We start from the raw sequence: 15,942 nt of genomic DNA, 5'->3' as shown, positions 1-15,942 counted from the left end.
ACGATCGGGCCGGTCCGCGGAGGACCGGCCCGATCGGTGGCGGTGACGGAGGGATTTGAACCCTCGGTGGACTTGCGCCCACAAACGCTTTCGAGGCGTTCTCCTTAGGCCGCTCGGACACGTCACCGCGCCGAACGTTACCGGAGTTGCCGCGCAGGCCGGAAACCGGCGGCGGTCCCCTGTCCACACATCCGGCGAAGCCATGGCCAGCGGACCTCCTGAGCGGTAACTTGCGGCGCACGCCTGTGCTCGCGCACCACGCGAGCAGGAAGGAGGGGTCAGTGGCCGCCGTACGCCGTGTCCGCGACCTCGCCCGCGCCGCGCTCCCGAGGAGCGTGGGGGAGCGGTTGCCGGCCGCGCCGCCGCAGGAGGTCACCGAGCTGCTCCACGACAAGCGCTTCCAGCGGGCGGTCGCACGTGCCGCCGAGGAGCAGGGACGCGTGGAGGAGGAGGTCTGGGCTGAGGTCAAGGGCTACCTCCACGAGATGTCGGCCGCGCACGACGAGCGCGCCTCGCAGGGCTGGGCCCGGATGGGTGACTGGTTCCTGCGCGCCTACGACGTGCTCGTCGACGAGGACCAGATGCAGCAGCTGCGGAAGGTCGACCGCTCGCACAGCCTCGCCCTCGCGTTCAGCCACCGGTCCTACCTCGACGGCATGGTCATCCCCAACGTGCTGATGGCGCGGCGCTTCTCGCCGACCTACACGTTCGGCGGGGCCAACCTCAACCTGCCGGTCATCGGGTCGTTCGCGAGCCGCACCGGACTGATCTTCATCCGGCGCTCGACCCAGGAGATCCCGGTCTACCGCCTCGCCCTGCGCTCCTACATCCGCCAGATGGTGGCCAACAAGCGCAACCTGGCCTGGTCGATCGAGGGCGGGCGTACGCGCACCGGCAAGCTGCGGCCGCCCGTGCACGGCATCCTCAAGTACCTCACCGACACCGTGCAGGGCGAGGGTGAGGGCGACCCCTTCGCCGAGGACGCACCGGACGTGCAGGTCGTGCCGGTCTCGGTGGTCTACGACCAGCTGCACGAGGTGTCGCTGATGACCGAGGAGGCCCGTGGCGCCAACAAGACGCCGGAGGACTGGCGCTGGCTGGTCCGCTTCGCCCGGCTGCAGCGCAACCGCCTCGGCCGGGCCTACCTGACCGTCGGCGAGCCGTTTTCGCTGCGCGAGCGGATGGACGAGCTGGCCGCGGAGGGCGTCACCGGCCACCAGGCCGTCGAGCGCGTCGCGCTCGACATCTCCCACCGCCTCAACCGCGCCACCCCGGTGACCACCACGGCGATCGTGTCGCTGGCGCTGCTCGGCGCCGACCGCGCGCTGACCGTCGACGAGGTGCTGGAGACCGTCGAGCCCCTCGCCGCCTACATCGAGGCGCGCCAGTGGCCCGTCGCCGGCGCCGCCGACCTCCGGGACCGCTCCACCATCCGCCGCGCGCTCGCCGAGCTGACGCAGAGCGGCGTGCTGACGGCGTACGACCGGGGCACCGAGCCGATCTGGAAGATCGGCGACGACCAGCACCTCGTCGCCGCGTTCTACCGCAACACCGTGATCCACATCCTCGTCGAGCGGGCGATCGGCGAGCTGGCGCTGCTCACCGTCAGCGAGCTCGAGCCCGGCGCCGAGCTGCCGCCGGGCGGGGAGCTGCAGGTGGGCTGGGAGGAGGCGAAGCGGATGCGCGACCTCCTCAAGTTCGAGTTCTTCTTCCCCTCGCGCGCCGGCTTCGAGGACGAGCTGCGCACCGAGCTCCGCCTGCTGGTGGGCGAGGGCGTCACCGAGATGACGCCGGTGCGGGCGCGCGAGCTGCTCGTCACCGCCCGTCCGCACCTCGCCCACCTCGTGCTGCGGCCCTTCCTCGACGCCTACCTCGTCGTCGCCGACCGGCTCGCCGACCACGGCGACGGGCCCGTCGACGAGAAGGACCTGCTCGCCGACTCCCTCGCGGTCGGGCAGCAGTGGGCGCTGCAGCGGCGCGTCGCCAGCGAGGAGTCGATCTCGCTCGAGCTCTTCCGCACCGCGCTCGCCCTGGCCCGCCACAAGGGGCTGCTCGAGGCCGGCGAAGGGGTCGGCTCGGCCCGCGAGGCGTTCGCGGCGGAGCTCCGCGACACGGTGCGGCGGGTCAACATCATCGGCGAGATCGCGGGCGACACCGCGACGGTCGGCCACCCCGAGCCCGAGCCCCGCCAGCAGAGGGAGCGCGTGTGAGCGGGTTGTCCGCGGCGGCCCAGGAGGCGATCGACGCGATCGAGGCCGGTCCTCACGGGCCGTCGGTCGGCGCCTTCTTCGACCTCGACGGCACGCTCGTGGCTGGATACACCGCCGCCACCTTCTACGGCGACCGGCTCAAGGGCCGCGACGTCTCGCCGGCGGAGTTCCTGCGTACGGTCGTCACCGCCGTCGACGGCGAGCTCGGCGGCGACCCGACCCGCATCGCCCACGTCGCGTTCTCCGCGATGCGCGGCGAGTCGGAGGAGGCGTTCGCCGACCTCGGCGAGCGGCTGTTCCGGTCCAAGATCGCCGGCACCATCCGCCGCGAGTCCCGCGCCCTCGTGATGGCCCACCAGCGGGCCGGGCACACGGTCGCCGTCGCGTCGGCCGCCACGAAGTACCAGATCGCCCCGGTCGCGCGCGACCTCGGCGTCGAGCACCTCGTCTGCACGCAGCTCGTCGTCGAGGACGGCCAGTTCACCGGCGCCACCGACGGGCCGATGCTGTGGGGTCGTCACAAGGCCAGCGGCGTGCGCGCCTTCGCCCGCGAGCACGGGATCGACCTCGCCGAGTCCTACGCCTACGGCAACGGCTACGAGGACGTCGCCTTCCTCTCCTCCGTCGGCATCCCGACCGCCCTCAACCCGCACCGCGACCTGCGCGCCGCCGCCGCGCGCCTCGGCTGGCCGGTGCTCGACCTCAGCGACCCGGTCGGCGGCTCGCTCGTCGCCGCCGGCCGTACGCTTGCCGCGCTCGCCGGGATGAACGCCGGCGTCGGCGCGGGGCTGGCCTATGGGATCGCCCGCGGCAACCTGCACGAGGGCCGCAACGCCGCCGTACGCCTCGCGACCCGACTGCCGATGGCCCTGGCCGGCGTGTCCGTCGACGTGCTGCACCAGGAGCGGCTCTGGACGCACCGCCCGGCGATCTTCGTGGCCAACCACCAGAGCGCGCTCGACATCCCGGTGCTCGGCCGGCTGCTCGAGCGGGACTTCACGATCGTCGCCAAGAAGGAGGCCCGCTGGGACCCGCGCGCGATGGTGGGGTCCTTCGTCATCGACCCGGCCTGGATCGACCGCGGCGACTCCGAGTCGGCCCGGGCCACGCTCGACGGCGTCGTCGAGCGGATCCGCTCCGGCACGTCGCTGATGATCTTCCCCGAGGGCACGCGGTCGGCGACCCCCGTGCTCGGGCCGTTCCGCAAGGGCGCCTTCCACCTCGCCGCCCAGGCCGGCGTGCCGGTCGTGCCGATCGTGCTGCGCAACACCGGCGAGCTGATGCGGCGCAGCTCGCTGGTGCTCAACCCGGGCGTGGTCGACGTCTGCGTGCTGGAGCCCGAGACCGACTGGAGCACCGACGGCATGAGCGAGCGGATCGCCGACCTGCGCGCGTTGTTCGAGGAGACCCTCGCGAGGTGGCCATCATGACCACACGCTCGACCAGCGAGGACTTCGAGCGCTGGGGCGGCGCGGCCGCCTGGTCCGCCGGCACCGAGCTCACGCCGATGCAGACCTTGCTGTGGCGGGCCGAGCGGCACCCGGTGCAGTCGTCCACCAGCACCGTCGTCATCGACCTCGACCGGGCGCCCGACTGGCAGCGCTTCGTCGCCGCCACCGAGTGGGGCACCGGGCTCGTCCGCCGCCTCCGCCAGCACGTCGTCGAGCCCGTCGTCCCCACCGCCGCCCCGACCTGGGCCGACGACCCGACCTTCGACCTCTCCTACCACCTGCGCCGCGAGCGGGTCTCGTCCCGCGAGGAGATGCTCGCCGCCGCCGCCCAGGTCGCGCTGCGTCCCTTCGACCGGTCGCGGCCGCTGTGGGAGGGCGTGCTCTTCGAGGGGCTGCCGGAAGGGGCGGCGTACGTCCTCAAGATCCACCACGCGCTGGCCGACCCGCTCGGCACCGTGCAGCTGCTGTCGATGCTCCAGTCAGGCCGGCGGGCGCACACCGCGCGCAAGCCGGTGGGGGAGGACCAGGTCGCACCTGCTGCCGCCGATCCCGTCGACCTCGCCGTGTCGGGCTTGCGCACCGACGTGGCGACGCTGCCCGGGTCCGCCCGGGCGACGGCGCGCGCGCTCGGGCTCGCGGCAACCCGGCCGCAGGCCGTCCTCGCCTCGACGCTGCGCTACGGGGCGTCGGTCCGCCGGCTGCTCACCCAGACCGCCCCGCCGTCGCCCGAGCTGTCACCGCGCACCGGCAAGCAGTGGTCGTTCCTCACCTTCGACACGCCCCTCGACCCGATCCGCACCGTCGCCCGGCAGGGGGGTGGCACGCTGGACGACGCTGCGGTCGCGCTCGTCCTCGGCGGGCTGCGCCGCTACCACCTGCGCCGCGACAGCCCCGTCGGCGAGATCCCCGTCGGCGTACGCGTCTCGCTCGACCGCGCCGACGACCTCGGCAACCGCTTCGCGCAGGCGATCATCTCCGGCCCGCTCTCCATCGACGACCCGGTCGACCGGGTCGCCGCCGTGCGCGGGGAGGTGCTGTCCCTGCACACCGAGCGGGCCCTCGAGGTGCTGGACGCCGCGGCGCCGCTGATGAACCGGATGCCGTCGTTCGTCGGGGCCTCCGCCCTCCGTACGGCTGCCGCCCCCGACGCGTTCGTGCTCACGCTGCCCGGCCCTCCGCGCAAGCGGTTCATGGCCGGCGCCGAGGTGCAGGGGATGTACGTCCTCGGGCCGCTGCCCGGCGCGGCGCTGACCGCCTGCCTGGTGACCTGCGGCGACACCGCGTGCATCGGCGTCAACGTCGACGCCAGCGCAGTCACCGACCTCGCGGAGCTCGAGGAGTGCCTGGCGGAGGAAGTCGCCGCCTTCGCTGTCTGAGGCACCGCCCGCTCCTAGGGTGGCCACATGAGGTCGTCGAGGTTCTCCCCGCTGCGGGAGTCGATGTGGTTCGTCCCGGGCCTCATGGTCCTCGGTGCGGTGCTGGTCGCCCAAGGTGTGATCTGGGTCGACCTCTGGCTCGACGAACGCGCGCTCGACGTGCTCCCGGACTCCTTCCTGCTCGGCGTCGAGGGCAGCCGCGGCATCCTCGTCGCGGTCGGGGGCTCGGTGCTCGCGGTCGCGGCGACCACCTTCTCCATCACGATGTCGGTCATCGCCACTGCGTCGTCCACGTACGGCCCCCGACTGGTGCGCAACTTCATGGCCGACCGCAGCAATCAACGGGTGCTCGGTCTCTTCGTCGCCACCTTCGTCTACTGCCTGATGGTGATGCGGCGGGTCCAGGACGCGACCGACGGCATCACGTTCGTGCCGCACGTGGCGGTGTACGGGGCGCTCGTGCTGGCACTGGCGAGCGTCGCCGCCCTGGTCTACTTCCTGCACCACATCTCCGACGTCATCCAGGTCTCCACCCTCATCCGTCGCGTCCGCACCGAGCTCGAGGGGGCGGTCGACGCCGTGTACGGCTCCGGCGCCGAGGACCGGGTCGCGGCCGGCCCGCTCGGCGCGGCAGACGCCGTTGTCATCGCCCCGCGCTCGGGGTTCGTCACGTCCATCGATGCTCCGACGCTGGCCCGGGCGGCCGAGGGCCTCGGCGTCGCCGAGCTCACGGTGACGCCGGGCACCCACGTGATGGCAGGGGAGCCCCTCGCCCGCGTCCGGGGCGCGGAGGAGGAGATGAGTCGTCTCGTCGTCGAGCACGTCCACATCGGCGACACCCGCACCCCCGCCCAGGACGTGGAGTTCGCGGTGCAGCAGCTCCTCGAGATGGCGGTGCGCGCGGTCTCGCCGTCGACGAACGACCCCTACACGGCTCGCAACGTGGTCGAGGAGCTCGCCTGCGGCCTCGTCCCGGCGATGCGGCACCCCGCGCCGGGAGCGGGGTGGGCCGACGGGGAGGGCGTGGTGAGGGTGATCTGGCCGGTGCCGTTCGGGACCGCGCTGGTCGACCTCGTCTTCGACGACCTGCGGAACTACGCCGCCAGCGACCCCGCCGTCGTGCACGCGTCGCTGCGGCTGGCCGCGCGGATCGCCCGGGTTGCCGGTCCTGACACCGTCGTGCGCCTCCACGAGCAGGTCGACGCCCTCCTCGACCGCGCTGCGCGGCAGGGCGTGCCCGAGATCGACCTCGGCCGGCTGCGCGCCGCGCGCGAGGATCTCCTGGCCGTGCGCGAGTGAGGGGCGCGGACCGTCAGGGGCTCGTCGGGCCGACGTAGTAGAGCATCCGGTAGTCGACGCCCTCCTCGACGTTCACGAAGCCGTGCCGCTCGTAGAACCGCCGGGTGTCCACGTCGACCTCGTCGACGCCGATGTGCATCTCCGGCGACCCGAGCTCGCGCGCCAGGCTCCGGCACAGGCCGAGGACCTCGGTGCCGATGCCGTGCGAGCGGAGCGCGGGCACCACGTAGAGCTCCTCGAGCTGCGCGACCGGGCCGTCGAACCAGATGGCCGGGCGGAGGCTGACCAGCGCGAAGCCGACGGGCTCGCCCGCGCCGTCCTCGGCCAGCACCGCGACGATCTCGGGGAGCACGAGCAGCCGGGCGAACCGGGCGGCCAGCACGTCGGCGTCGTCGGTCTCGGTGTCGAACTCGGTGTTGAAGTCCCACAGCAGCCGGCCGAGCACGTCGGCATCGGCGACGCCGGCCCGGCGTACGGTCGTCATCCGACCTCCTGCGAACGGTGGCGGGCGAAGAAACCGTCGAGCAGGGCCGCCGACTCCTCGGGGAGCACCCCGGCCACGACCTCGGGACGGTGGTTGAGGCGGCGGTCGCGTACGACGTCCCACAGCGAGCCGACGGCGCCCAGCTTGTCGTCGTACGCCCCGAAGACCACCCGGTCCACCCGGGCGAGCACGAGCGCGCCGGCGCACATCGTGCACGGCTCGAGGGTGACGACGAGCGTGCAGCCGGTCAGCCGCCACTCGCCGCGGGCGGCCGCGGCGGCGCGCAGGGCGACCACCTCGGCGTGCCCGGTGGGGTCGGCGTCGGCCTCGCGGGTGTTGTGGCCGGTGCCGATGACGGTGCCGGTCTCGTCGAGGACCACGGCGCCGACCGGTACGTCGTCGGCGGCCAGCGCGGCCTGCGCCTCGGCAAGGGCCAGGCGCATCGGTGCTTCCCACGTCATGCGGAAGTGAGTCCCACGGCGTCGTCGAAGAGCTCGCCGAACCCGAGGCGACGGGCGATGTCGGAGAGCATCTCGTCGGGGTAGAGCTCGACGTCGTCGAGCAGCGCGCCCAGGTCGATGGCGTGCAGCCCGAGGTCGCCGAGCAGGTCGAGGTCGCCGGCAGGCACCTCGACGTCGTCGTCCTCCGGCGGCGGGAGGCCGAGGAAGTCGATCGCCGACTGGGCGAGCTCCCACTGGTCGGCGGCGGTGACGTCGGAGAGCAGCACGCGCGTCCGCGCCCCGGACACCCGTACGAGCACGAAGAAGTCCTCGTCGACGGCGACCATCCCGACGGCCCCGTCCTCGCCGGAGACCTGGCGGAGCGCGTGGCTCAACGCCTCGATCGTGTCGAAGGCGGGCGAGGCGATCTCCCGCACCTGCCAGTCCCCGTCCTCCAGGAACGCGGCCAGCGCGAAGTCGACCTCGCCGTGCTGCTCGGACATCTGACCTCCCTCCACCAATGTCGCAGAAAGCCCCGGGTGCGCCAACCCTCTTCGGCGTCTCGATCGGCGCCCCGCTCGCCCACTAGGGTGGCCCCCATGCGCCTGCACGTGGTGAACCACCCCCTCGTCTCCCACAAGCTCACCGTCCTCCGCGACCAGGACACCGACTCGCCGACCTTCCGGCGACTGACCGACGAGCTGGTCACCCTGCTGGCCTACGAGGCGACCCGCGAGGTGCGTGTCGCCCCGCTGGACATCACCACTCCCGTCGGCCCGACCACGGGCGTCTACCTCGCCCAGCCCAAGCCGATGGTCGTCCCGATCCTCCGCGCCGGGCTCGGCATGCTCGACGGCATGATGCGGCTGCTGCCCACGGCCGAGGTCGGCTTCCTCGGCATGGTCCGCAACGAGGAGACGCTCGAGGCCTCGACCTATGCCGAGCGGCTGCCCGAGGACCTCTCCGGGCGCCAGTGCTACGTCCTCGACCCGATGCTCGCGACGGGCGGCACGCTCGCCGCCGCGATCCGCTTCCTCACCGACCGCGGCGCCGACGACATCACCGCGATCTGCCTGCTCGCCGCGCCCGAGGGCGTCGCGAACCTGGAGAAGGCCCTCGACGACCTCGACGTCCCCGTCGCCGTCGTGACCGCGGCCCTCGACGAGAAGCTCAACGACAAGGGCTACATCGTCCCCGGCCTCGGCGACGCCGGCGACCGGCTCTACGGCGTCGCGCACTGACGCTGGCGGCGTACTCGTCCACAGCCTCCCGTCCCTCCTCCCGATAGTCCGCTGCGTTCCGCCGCTCCTGGCACGCCTGCCACCGGCCTTTCGCAGCGGACTGTCCAGCGGGGTGTGGATGGAGACCGGGCCCCGACACGTGGCGAGCGCCACCTGAGACACCGGTGACAAGGCGCCCGGTTTCGATACGTTGTGCCCGGCCCGCACGCCGCTCAGGTCACGAACCGGACCCGAGCCCCCACCCAGGAGGCACGCAGTGCGCATCGGCATCCCACGTGAGTCACGACCCGGCGAGACCCTCGTCGCAGCAACGGCGAAGACGGCGTCACAGCTCGCCGCGCTGGGCTACGACGTCGTGGTCGAGCAGGGCGCGGGCGAGGCCGCCGACCAGCCGGACCCGGCGTACGCCGACGCGGGCATCGCGGTCGGCACCGCCGAGGAGGTGTGGTCGAGCGACATCGTGCTGAAGGTCAACGCACCGACGGACGAGGAGATCGCGCGCCTGCGCCCCGGGGCCACGGTCGTCGGCCTGATGGCGCCCGCGCGCAGCCCCGAGCTGGTCGAGCGGCTCGCCGCCGCGGGGGTGACCGCGCTCGCGATGGACGCCGTCCCGCGTATCTCGCGCGCGCAGTCGATGGACGTGCTGTCGTCGATGGCCAACGTCGCGGGCTACCGCGCGGTGATCGAGGCCGCCCACGAGTTCGGCCGGCTCTTCACCGGCCAGGTCACCGCGGCCGGCAAGGTCCCCCCTGCTCGCGTCTTCGTCGTCGGCGCCGGTGTCGCCGGCCTCGCCGCGATCGGCGCCGCGGGCTCGCTGGGTGCGATCGTCCGCGCGTTCGACGTACGCCCCGAGGTGGCCGAGCAGGTCGAGTCGATGGGTGCGGAGTTCGTCACCGTCGACATGGAGCAGGAGGTCTCCTCCGACGGCTACGCCAAGGAGATGACCGCCGAGCAGGAGGCCGCCACCGCGGCGATGTACGACGAGGAGGCGCGCGCCGCCGACATCGTCATCACCACCGCGTTGATCCCCGGCCGTCCCGCCCCGCAGCTGGTCTCCGCCGAGACGGTCGCGGCGATGCGCCCCGGCTCGGTGGTCGTGGACATGGCCGCGGCCAACGGTGGCAACGTCGCCGCCACGGTCAAGGACGAGCGCGTGGTCACGGCCAACGGAGTGACGGTCCTCGGCTACACCGACCTCGCCGGCCGCCTGGCCGCGCAGACCAGCCAGCTCTACGGCACCAACATCGTCAACCTCCTCAAGCTGCTGACGCCGGAGAAGGACGGCGTGCTGACGCTCGACATGGACGACGTGGTCCAGCGCGGCATCGCCGTCACCCGGGACGGCGAGACGATGTGGCCGCCGCCGCCCGTACAGGTCTCCGCGGCACCGGCCGCGCCCGCCGCGCAGGTGGTGGAGAAGGAGCCGCTGGCACCGCCCGACCCGCGCCGGAAGTGGTACGCCGCCGGCCTGGCGGGGGTGCTCTTCGCGCTGCTCGCGGCCTTCTCGCCCGGGGAGTTCCTGGGTCACTTCACGGTGTTCGCGCTGGCGGTGGTCGCGGGCTACTACGTGATCTCCAACGTGGCCCACGCCCTCCACACGCCGCTGATGGCCGAGACCAACGCCATCTCCGGGATCATCCTGGTCGGCGGGATCCTCCAGGTCGGCACCGCCAGCAACGCCCTGATCCTCGTCCTCGCGGCGATCGCCGTGCTCGTCGCCAGCATCAACATCTTCGGTGGCTTCCTCGTGACGCTGCGGATGCTCCAGATGTTCCGGAAGGGCTGAATCCCGTGACCGACTTCCTCACCTCGGAGCACCTCTACGGCTTCATCCAGGGTGCCTACATCATCGCGGCGCTGTGCTTCATCGGCGCGCTCGCCGGCCTCGCGCGGCACGAGACCGCCAAGCAGGGCAACATCCTCGGCATGGCCGGCATGGCGCTGGCCCTGGTCGCCACGGTCCTGCTGATGGCCCAGCAGAACGAGCTGACCACCGACGCGCCCTCGTTGGGTGTGGCCGTGCTGGTGGTGGCCGCGATGATGGGCACCGGCGCCGTCATCGGGGCGTGGCGCGCGCGCACCGTCGAGATGACCGGCATGCCCGAGCTCGTCGCGCTGCTCCACTCCTTCGTCGGTCTCGCCGCCGTGCTCGTGGGCCTCAACTCCTACCTCCAGCACGGCGCCGGTCACGACACCGTCCACGACGTCGAGGTCTTCATCGGCGTCTTCATCGGTGCCATCACCTTCACGGGCTCGATCGTGGCCTTCCTCAAGCTCAGCGCGCGGATGAAGTCCTCCCCGCTGATGCTGCCCGGCCGCCACTGGCTCAACCTGGCGATCATCGTCGTCTCGCTGGCGCTGGGCGTGTGGTTCGCGCTCGTCGAGGGCGACGACGGCGACGGGATCGGCATCGTCCCGCTCCTGGCGATGACCGCGCTCGCACTGGTCCTGGGCTTCCACCTCGTCGCCGCGATCGGCGGCGGCGACATGCCGGTGGTCGTGTCGATGCTCAACAGCTACTCCGGCTGGGCCGCGGCCGCCGCGGGCTTCATGCTGGGCAACGACCTGCTCATCATCACCGGCGCGCTGGTCGGATCGTCCGGTGCGATCCTGAGCTACATCATGTGCAAGGCGATGAACCGCTCCTTCGTCAGCGTCATCGCCGGCGGGTTCGGTTCCGACGGCGGGTCCGCGGGCGAGGACCGCGACTACGGCGAGCACCGCGAGATCCAGTCCGACGAGGTCGCCGAGCTCCTCGCGCACGCGTCGTCGGTCGTGATCACGCCCGGCTACGGCATGGCGGTCGCCCAGGCGCAGTACCCCGTCGCGGAGATGACGAAGAAGCTGCGTGACAAGGGCGTCGACGTGCGGTTCGGCATCCACCCCGTCGCCGGCCGGCTGCCGGGCCACATGAACGTGCTCCTCGCCGAGGCCAAGGTGCCCTACGACATCGTGCTCGAGATGGACGAGATCAACGGCGACCTCTCCCACACCGACGTCGTGCTCGTGATCGGCGCCAACGACACCGTCAACCCGGCCGCCCAGGAGGAGCCCGGCTCACCGATCGCCGGCATGCCGGTGCTGGAGGTGTGGAACGCCAAGGACGTCGTGGTGTTCAAGCGCTCCATGGCCACGGGGTACGCCGGGGTGCAGAACCCGCTGTTCTTCAAGGACAACACCCAGATGCTCTTCGGCGACGCCAAGGACAAGGTCAACGAGATCGTGGCCGCCCTGGGCTGAGCGGCTCGGGGGCCGCGGCGGTCGAGCCCCGCACCACCAGCTCGGGACGGTGGAGCACCTCGCCCGCGTGCGGCTTGGACCCCGCGATCTGCTCGGCGATCTCCAGGCTCGCCGCCTGGGCCAGTGCCTCGGCCGGCTGCCGTACGGTGGTAAGCGGCGGGTCGGCGAACTCCATCATCTGGCTGTCGTCGCTGCCCACCACCGACAGGTCCTCGGGCACCCGCAGCCCGCGTCGCCGGGCGGCGCGGATCACGCCCAGGGCCATCACGTCCGACCCGCACACGATGCCGGTCACGCCCCGGTCGATGAGGGCGTCGGCGGCCCGCTGGCCGCCCTGCACGGAGTACGCGGTGGTCTCGACCAGGTCCTCGGCATCGAGGTCGTCGGGCATCAGGCCGCGCTCGGTCATGAGCTCCAGGAACGCCCGCCGCTTGCGCTGGGCCGGGACGTAGCGCAGCTGCCCCAGCGCCGCACCGATGCGGCGGTGGCCCATGTGCTCGAGGTGCTGCACCGCGAGCTGGACGGAGGCGACGTCGTCGGTCGAGACGCACGGTGCGTCCAGGCCGGCGAGCGCTCCGTTGACCAGGACGATCGGCAGACCGAGGTCCATCAGGCGCTGGTAGCGCGCGGGATCGCTGTCGACGAGGGCGTGCACCCCCGAGACGAACACGATGCCGGCCACGGAGTGCTCCATCAGGATGGCGACGTAGTCGTCCTCGTGGACGCCGCCCAGCGTCTGGCTGCACAGCACCGTCGACAGGCCCGTGCGGGACAGGTGGACCTCGAGGTGGTGCGCCAGCCGCGGGAAGAACGGGTTCTGGAGCTCGGGGATGACCAGGCCGACCAGTCCCCCCGCCCGCGCTCGCAGGCGTACGGGGCGGTCGTAGCCGAGCACGTCGATCGCGGTGAGCACCTGCCGGCGGGTCTGCTGGCTCACGCCGGGCCGCTCGTTGAGGACGCGGCTGACCGTGCTGATGCTCACGCCGGAGCGCTCGGCGATCTCGCTCAGCCTGATGGTCACGAGGGACACCTTAGTGACGAGGACCACTCCGCGGGGGCCTGACTGAAAAAAGTTGCAGCGCCTTCCCGTTCCTGCAAATCCGCTGCTACGGTGTGGCGACCCTCACACCTGCCGCACCTTCTGAAGAGGATTCACCTATGCGCAGATTCGCCCGCACCCTCGGCCCGGCGGCCGCGGTGATGCTCGCCATGACCGCCGCTGCCTGTGGCGGTGGTTCCGGCTCGAGCTCCGAGTCGTCCGGTTCCGACAGCACCTCGAGCCCGAGCGCCGAGGGCGGGGACGGCGGCGGCGACGCCGACCTCCTCGTCTGGACCGACTCGCTCAAGATCGACGCCGTGAAGGAGGTCGCGGAGTCCTTCGGCGAGTCCAACGGCATCACCGTCAAGGTGCAGGCCATCTCCGAGGACCTCCAGGGCAACTTCGTGACCGCGGACGCGGCCGGCAACGGCCCCGACGTGGTCGTCGGTGCCCACGACTGGATCGGCAACCTGGTGCAGAACGGCGCGATCGAGCCGCTCAACCTGACCCCCGACGAGCTGTCCGGCTACTCCGAGAAGGCCGTGCAGGCCACGACCTACGACGGCAAGCTCTACGGCGTGCCCTACGGCATCGAGGCGCTCGCCCTCTACCGCAACGCCGACGTCGTCCCCGACGAGCCGGCGAGCATGGACGAGGCCATCGCCGCCGGTGAGCAGGCCGTCAAGGCCGGCGACGTCGACTCCGCGCTCAACCTCCCGGTCGGCGAGCTCGGCGACGCCTACCACATGGAGCCGATCCTGACCTCGTTCGGCGGCTACATCTTCGCCTACGACGAGGGCACCGGCTACGACGCCCAGGACGTCGGCATCGGCAAGGAGGGGTCCGTCAAGGCGGCCCAGGAGATCTCCCGCCTCGCCAAGGCCAAGGTGCTGCGCACCTCGATCAGCGGCGACAACTCGATCGCGCTGTTCACCAGCGGCAAGGCCGCCTTCCTCGTCTCCGGCCCGTGGGCCCTCGCCGACGTCAAGAAGGCCGGCTTCGAGTACGCCATCCAGCCCGTCCCCGGCTTCGAGGGCCAGGAGGCCGCCGAGCCGTTCATGGGAGCTCAGGCCTTCATGGTCGCCGCCAACGGCAAGAACAAGGACATCGCGCAGGAGTTCGTCAACAACGGCGTCAACAGCGAGGAGTCGATGATGACCCTCTTCGAGGGCACCCAGCTCCCGCCCGCCATGACCGCCGTGCAGGAGCAGGTCGACGACCCTGACCTGACCGTCTTCACCGAGGCTGCCAACGCTGCCGCCCCGATGCCCGCCATCCCGGCCATGGCCTCGGTGTGGGAGCCGCTCGGCAAGGCCTACTCCGCCATCGTCAGCGGCAAGGACCCGGTCGCCACGATCAAGTCCGCCGGCGACACCATCAACAAGAACATCGCCGACGCAGGCTGATCCCAGGGGGATCCCCGGTGGGCGGCCGTCGCCGCCCACCGGGGCCCTGCCCAGCCTCCGTGCTCCACCCGGCCTCGACGAGGCCACCAGTCCTACCCGGCCCCGCTCGGACCCTGAAGGGCAGCTGACATGGCGGACCTGCGCGACACGATCGACAGCCAGAAGGACCCCGACGCGGACGGGTCGTCCCGCTTCGGGTTCACCAAGCCCGGCCGTGACGGGATCCCCGCCCTTCTCGTCAAGGTCCTCTTCCTCGGCGTCGTCATCGGCACCGCGATCGCGCTGACGCCGGCCCTGGTCGGCGAGCGCTCCTGGGCGTTCCTCGTCGGCATCTGGGCGATCACCGTGGTCCTGGTCGCGACGTACGCCACCGGGCGCGCGCTGCCGGCGAAGTACCTCGTGCCCGGCACGCTGATGCTCGCCCTCTTCGTCGTCTACCCGATCGTGCTGACCGCGCAGACGTCGTTCACCAACTACGGCGACGGCACCCGCAACGACAAGCAGACGACCGTCGACCAGGTCGTCGGCTCGTCGGTCGTGCGGTCCGACGACTCGCCGCAGTACAACCTCACCATCGCCACGGACGGTGACCCCGAGTCAGGGCCCTTCACCTACTTCCTCGTCCCGCAGGACGACCCGGAGACCGTCTTCGAGGGCACCCCGGAGGGGCTGGAGGAGGATCCCGGCGGCGTCACCGTCGACAACGGCCGGGTCACGGCGGTGGACGGCTACACCGTGCTCGACATCCGCCAGATCAGTGCCGCCGCCGACGCGCTCGACGAGATCGCCGTGCCGACGGAGAGTGGCAACTTCATCGTGCGCGACGGCACTAGCGAGGCCTTCGAGGGCGCGCCGACGCTCGTCTACGACGAGGATGCCGACACCATCACCGACACCACCAGCGACACGGTCTACACCGCCGAGCAGCAGGGCGACCGGGAGTTCTTCGTCGACGAGGAGGGGCAGCGCCTCTCCGACCAGTCGTGGACGGCCAACGTCGGCTGGCGCAACTACGAGCGGATCTTCACCGACAGCCGCATCAGCAGCAGCTTCTTCAGCATCTTCGTGTGGACGGTCGTCTTCGCCACGTTCTCCGTGATCGGCACCTTCCTGCTCGGCCTCTTCTTCGCCATCGCGCTCAACGACCCGCGGGTGCGCGGCCAGAAGGTCTACCGGGCGCTGCTGATCCTCCCCTACGCGATCCCCGGCTTCATCTCGTTGCTGCTGTGGTCGAGCTTCTACAACCAGGACTTCGGCCTGATCAACGACATCACCGGCCTCAACATCAACTGGTTCGGCGGGGCCACGACGGCCAAGATCGCGGTGCTGCTCACCAACCTCTGGATGGGCTTCCCCTACATGTTCCTGGTCAGCACCGGAGCCCTCCAGGCCATCCCGGACGAGCTGAAGGAGGCTGCCACCATCGACGGTGCGGGCGGCCTGGCCGGCTTCCGGCGGATCACGCTGCCGTTGCTGCTCGTCACCGTGGCGCCCCTGCTCGTCGCGACGTTCGCCTTCAACTTCAACAACTTCGGCGCCATCTTCCTGCTCACCGGTGGTGGGCCCTTCACCCCCGACAACCCCACCGCCGGTGGCACCGACATCCTGATCAGCTACACCTACCGCCTCGCCTTCGGTGCGGGCGGCGTGCAGATCGGGTTCGCCGCCGCCGTCTCGGTGGTGCTGTTCGTGGTCACCGGCCTCATCGCCGCGCTGCAGTTCCGTGCCACCCGCTCGCTCGAGGATGTGAACTGAC

13 protein-coding genes and 1 tRNA gene are annotated in these 15,942 nt (G+C 71.6%); 9 read left to right on the top strand and 5 right to left on the bottom strand.

The annotated features are described in order from the left end of the window. Positions 1-37 precede the first annotated feature (37 nt). Positions 38-127 (bottom strand) — tRNA-Ser (locus AC57BS_RS22545). 154 nt (positions 128-281) lie between these two features. On the opposite strand from AC57BS_RS22545, the gene AC57BS_RS22540 reads away from it, so the two are divergent. The 4 genes from AC57BS_RS22540 to AC57BS_RS22525 are packed head-to-tail and all read left to right on the top strand — an operon-like array spanning position 282 to position 6,336. Next, complete coding sequence (locus AC57BS_RS22540) at positions 282-2,210, top strand: lysophospholipid acyltransferase (protein ID WP_496413684.1); 1,929 nt, start codon at positions 282-284, stop codon at positions 2,208-2,210. Continuing rightward, entirely contained in the window at positions 2,207-3,640 is a 1,434-nt protein-coding gene (locus AC57BS_RS22535; protein WP_496413683.1) for an HAD-IB family hydrolase, read from the top strand. The genes AC57BS_RS22540 and AC57BS_RS22535 overlap by 4 nt, the downstream gene beginning before the upstream one ends. Further along, on the top strand, positions 3,637-5,037 hold the full coding sequence (locus AC57BS_RS22530) for a wax ester/triacylglycerol synthase domain-containing protein (protein WP_496413682.1): 1,401 nt from the start codon (positions 3,637-3,639) through the stop codon (positions 5,035-5,037). Before AC57BS_RS22535 ends, AC57BS_RS22530 begins: the two co-directional genes overlap by 4 nt. 27 nt (positions 5,038-5,064) lie before the next feature. Then, positions 5,065-6,336: a DUF2254 domain-containing protein gene (locus AC57BS_RS22525; protein WP_496413681.1), complete on the top strand. Its 1,272-nt coding sequence runs from the start codon at positions 5,065-5,067 to the stop codon at positions 6,334-6,336. Positions 6,337-6,349: 13 nt separating this feature from the next. On the opposite strand, the gene AC57BS_RS22520 is transcribed toward AC57BS_RS22525, so the two are convergent. From AC57BS_RS22520 to AC57BS_RS22510, 3 genes are read right to left on the bottom strand one after another with little or no spacing between them, the layout of a single operon-like run. Continuing rightward, positions 6,350-6,820 (bottom strand): GNAT family N-acetyltransferase, encoded by a 471-nt coding sequence (locus AC57BS_RS22520; RefSeq protein ID WP_496413680.1) that lies wholly within the window; start codon positions 6,818-6,820, stop codon positions 6,350-6,352. Beyond that, a complete protein-coding gene (gene tadA / locus AC57BS_RS22515) occupies positions 6,817-7,281 on the bottom strand; it encodes a tRNA adenosine(34) deaminase TadA (RefSeq protein WP_496413679.1) in 465 nt (154 codons plus the stop codon). The genes AC57BS_RS22520 and tadA overlap by 4 nt, the downstream gene beginning before the upstream one ends. Further along, entirely contained in the window at positions 7,278-7,763 is a 486-nt protein-coding gene (locus AC57BS_RS22510) for a tRNA adenosine deaminase-associated protein (protein WP_496413678.1), read from the bottom strand. The genes tadA and AC57BS_RS22510 overlap by 4 nt, the downstream gene beginning before the upstream one ends. Before the next feature lie 96 nt (positions 7,764-7,859). Here AC57BS_RS22510 and upp point away from each other — a divergent pair, with 96 nt between their 5' ends. The 3 genes from upp to pntB all read left to right on the top strand — a co-directional run bounded on the left by upp (position 7,860) and on the right by pntB (position 11,741). Further along, positions 7,860-8,501 carry a uracil phosphoribosyltransferase gene (gene upp / locus AC57BS_RS22505; RefSeq protein WP_496413677.1) on the top strand — a complete coding sequence of 214 codons (642 nt, stop codon included), beginning with the start codon at positions 7,860-7,862 and terminating at the stop codon, positions 8,499-8,501. A 256-nt stretch (positions 8,502-8,757) separates the two neighbouring features. Further along, positions 8,758-10,287, top strand: coding sequence for a Re/Si-specific NAD(P)(+) transhydrogenase subunit alpha (locus AC57BS_RS22500; RefSeq protein WP_496413676.1), 1,530 nt, complete (start codon positions 8,758-8,760; stop codon positions 10,285-10,287). A gap of 5 nt (positions 10,288-10,292) precedes the next feature. Beyond that, positions 10,293-11,741, top strand: a complete 1,449-nt coding sequence (gene pntB, locus AC57BS_RS22495) for a Re/Si-specific NAD(P)(+) transhydrogenase subunit beta (protein ID WP_496413675.1) — start codon at positions 10,293-10,295, stop codon at positions 11,739-11,741. On the opposite strand, the gene AC57BS_RS22490 is transcribed toward pntB, so the two are convergent. Further along, positions 11,713-12,762, bottom strand: a complete 1,050-nt coding sequence (locus tag AC57BS_RS22490; protein WP_496413674.1) for a LacI family DNA-binding transcriptional regulator — start codon at positions 12,760-12,762, stop codon at positions 11,713-11,715. The two genes, pntB and AC57BS_RS22490, sit on opposite strands and share 29 nt — an antisense overlap. Before the next feature lie 137 nt (positions 12,763-12,899). On the opposite strand from AC57BS_RS22490, the gene AC57BS_RS22485 reads away from it, so the two are divergent. After that, complete coding sequence (locus AC57BS_RS22485) at positions 12,900-14,186, top strand: sugar ABC transporter substrate-binding protein (RefSeq protein ID WP_496413673.1); 1,287 nt, start codon at positions 12,900-12,902, stop codon at positions 14,184-14,186. A 129-nt stretch (positions 14,187-14,315) separates the two neighbouring features. Beyond that, positions 14,316-15,941, top strand: coding sequence for an ABC transporter permease subunit (locus tag AC57BS_RS22480; protein WP_496413672.1), 1,626 nt, complete (start codon positions 14,316-14,318; stop codon positions 15,939-15,941). Position 15,942 lies beyond the last annotated feature (1 nt).

Source organism: Nocardioides sp. BGA-UO-ETr-FS32, assembly GCF_059567905.1.
The sequence above is the reverse complement of the archived record's forward strand: the minus strand, read 5'-3'. Positions and strand labels throughout refer to the sequence as shown.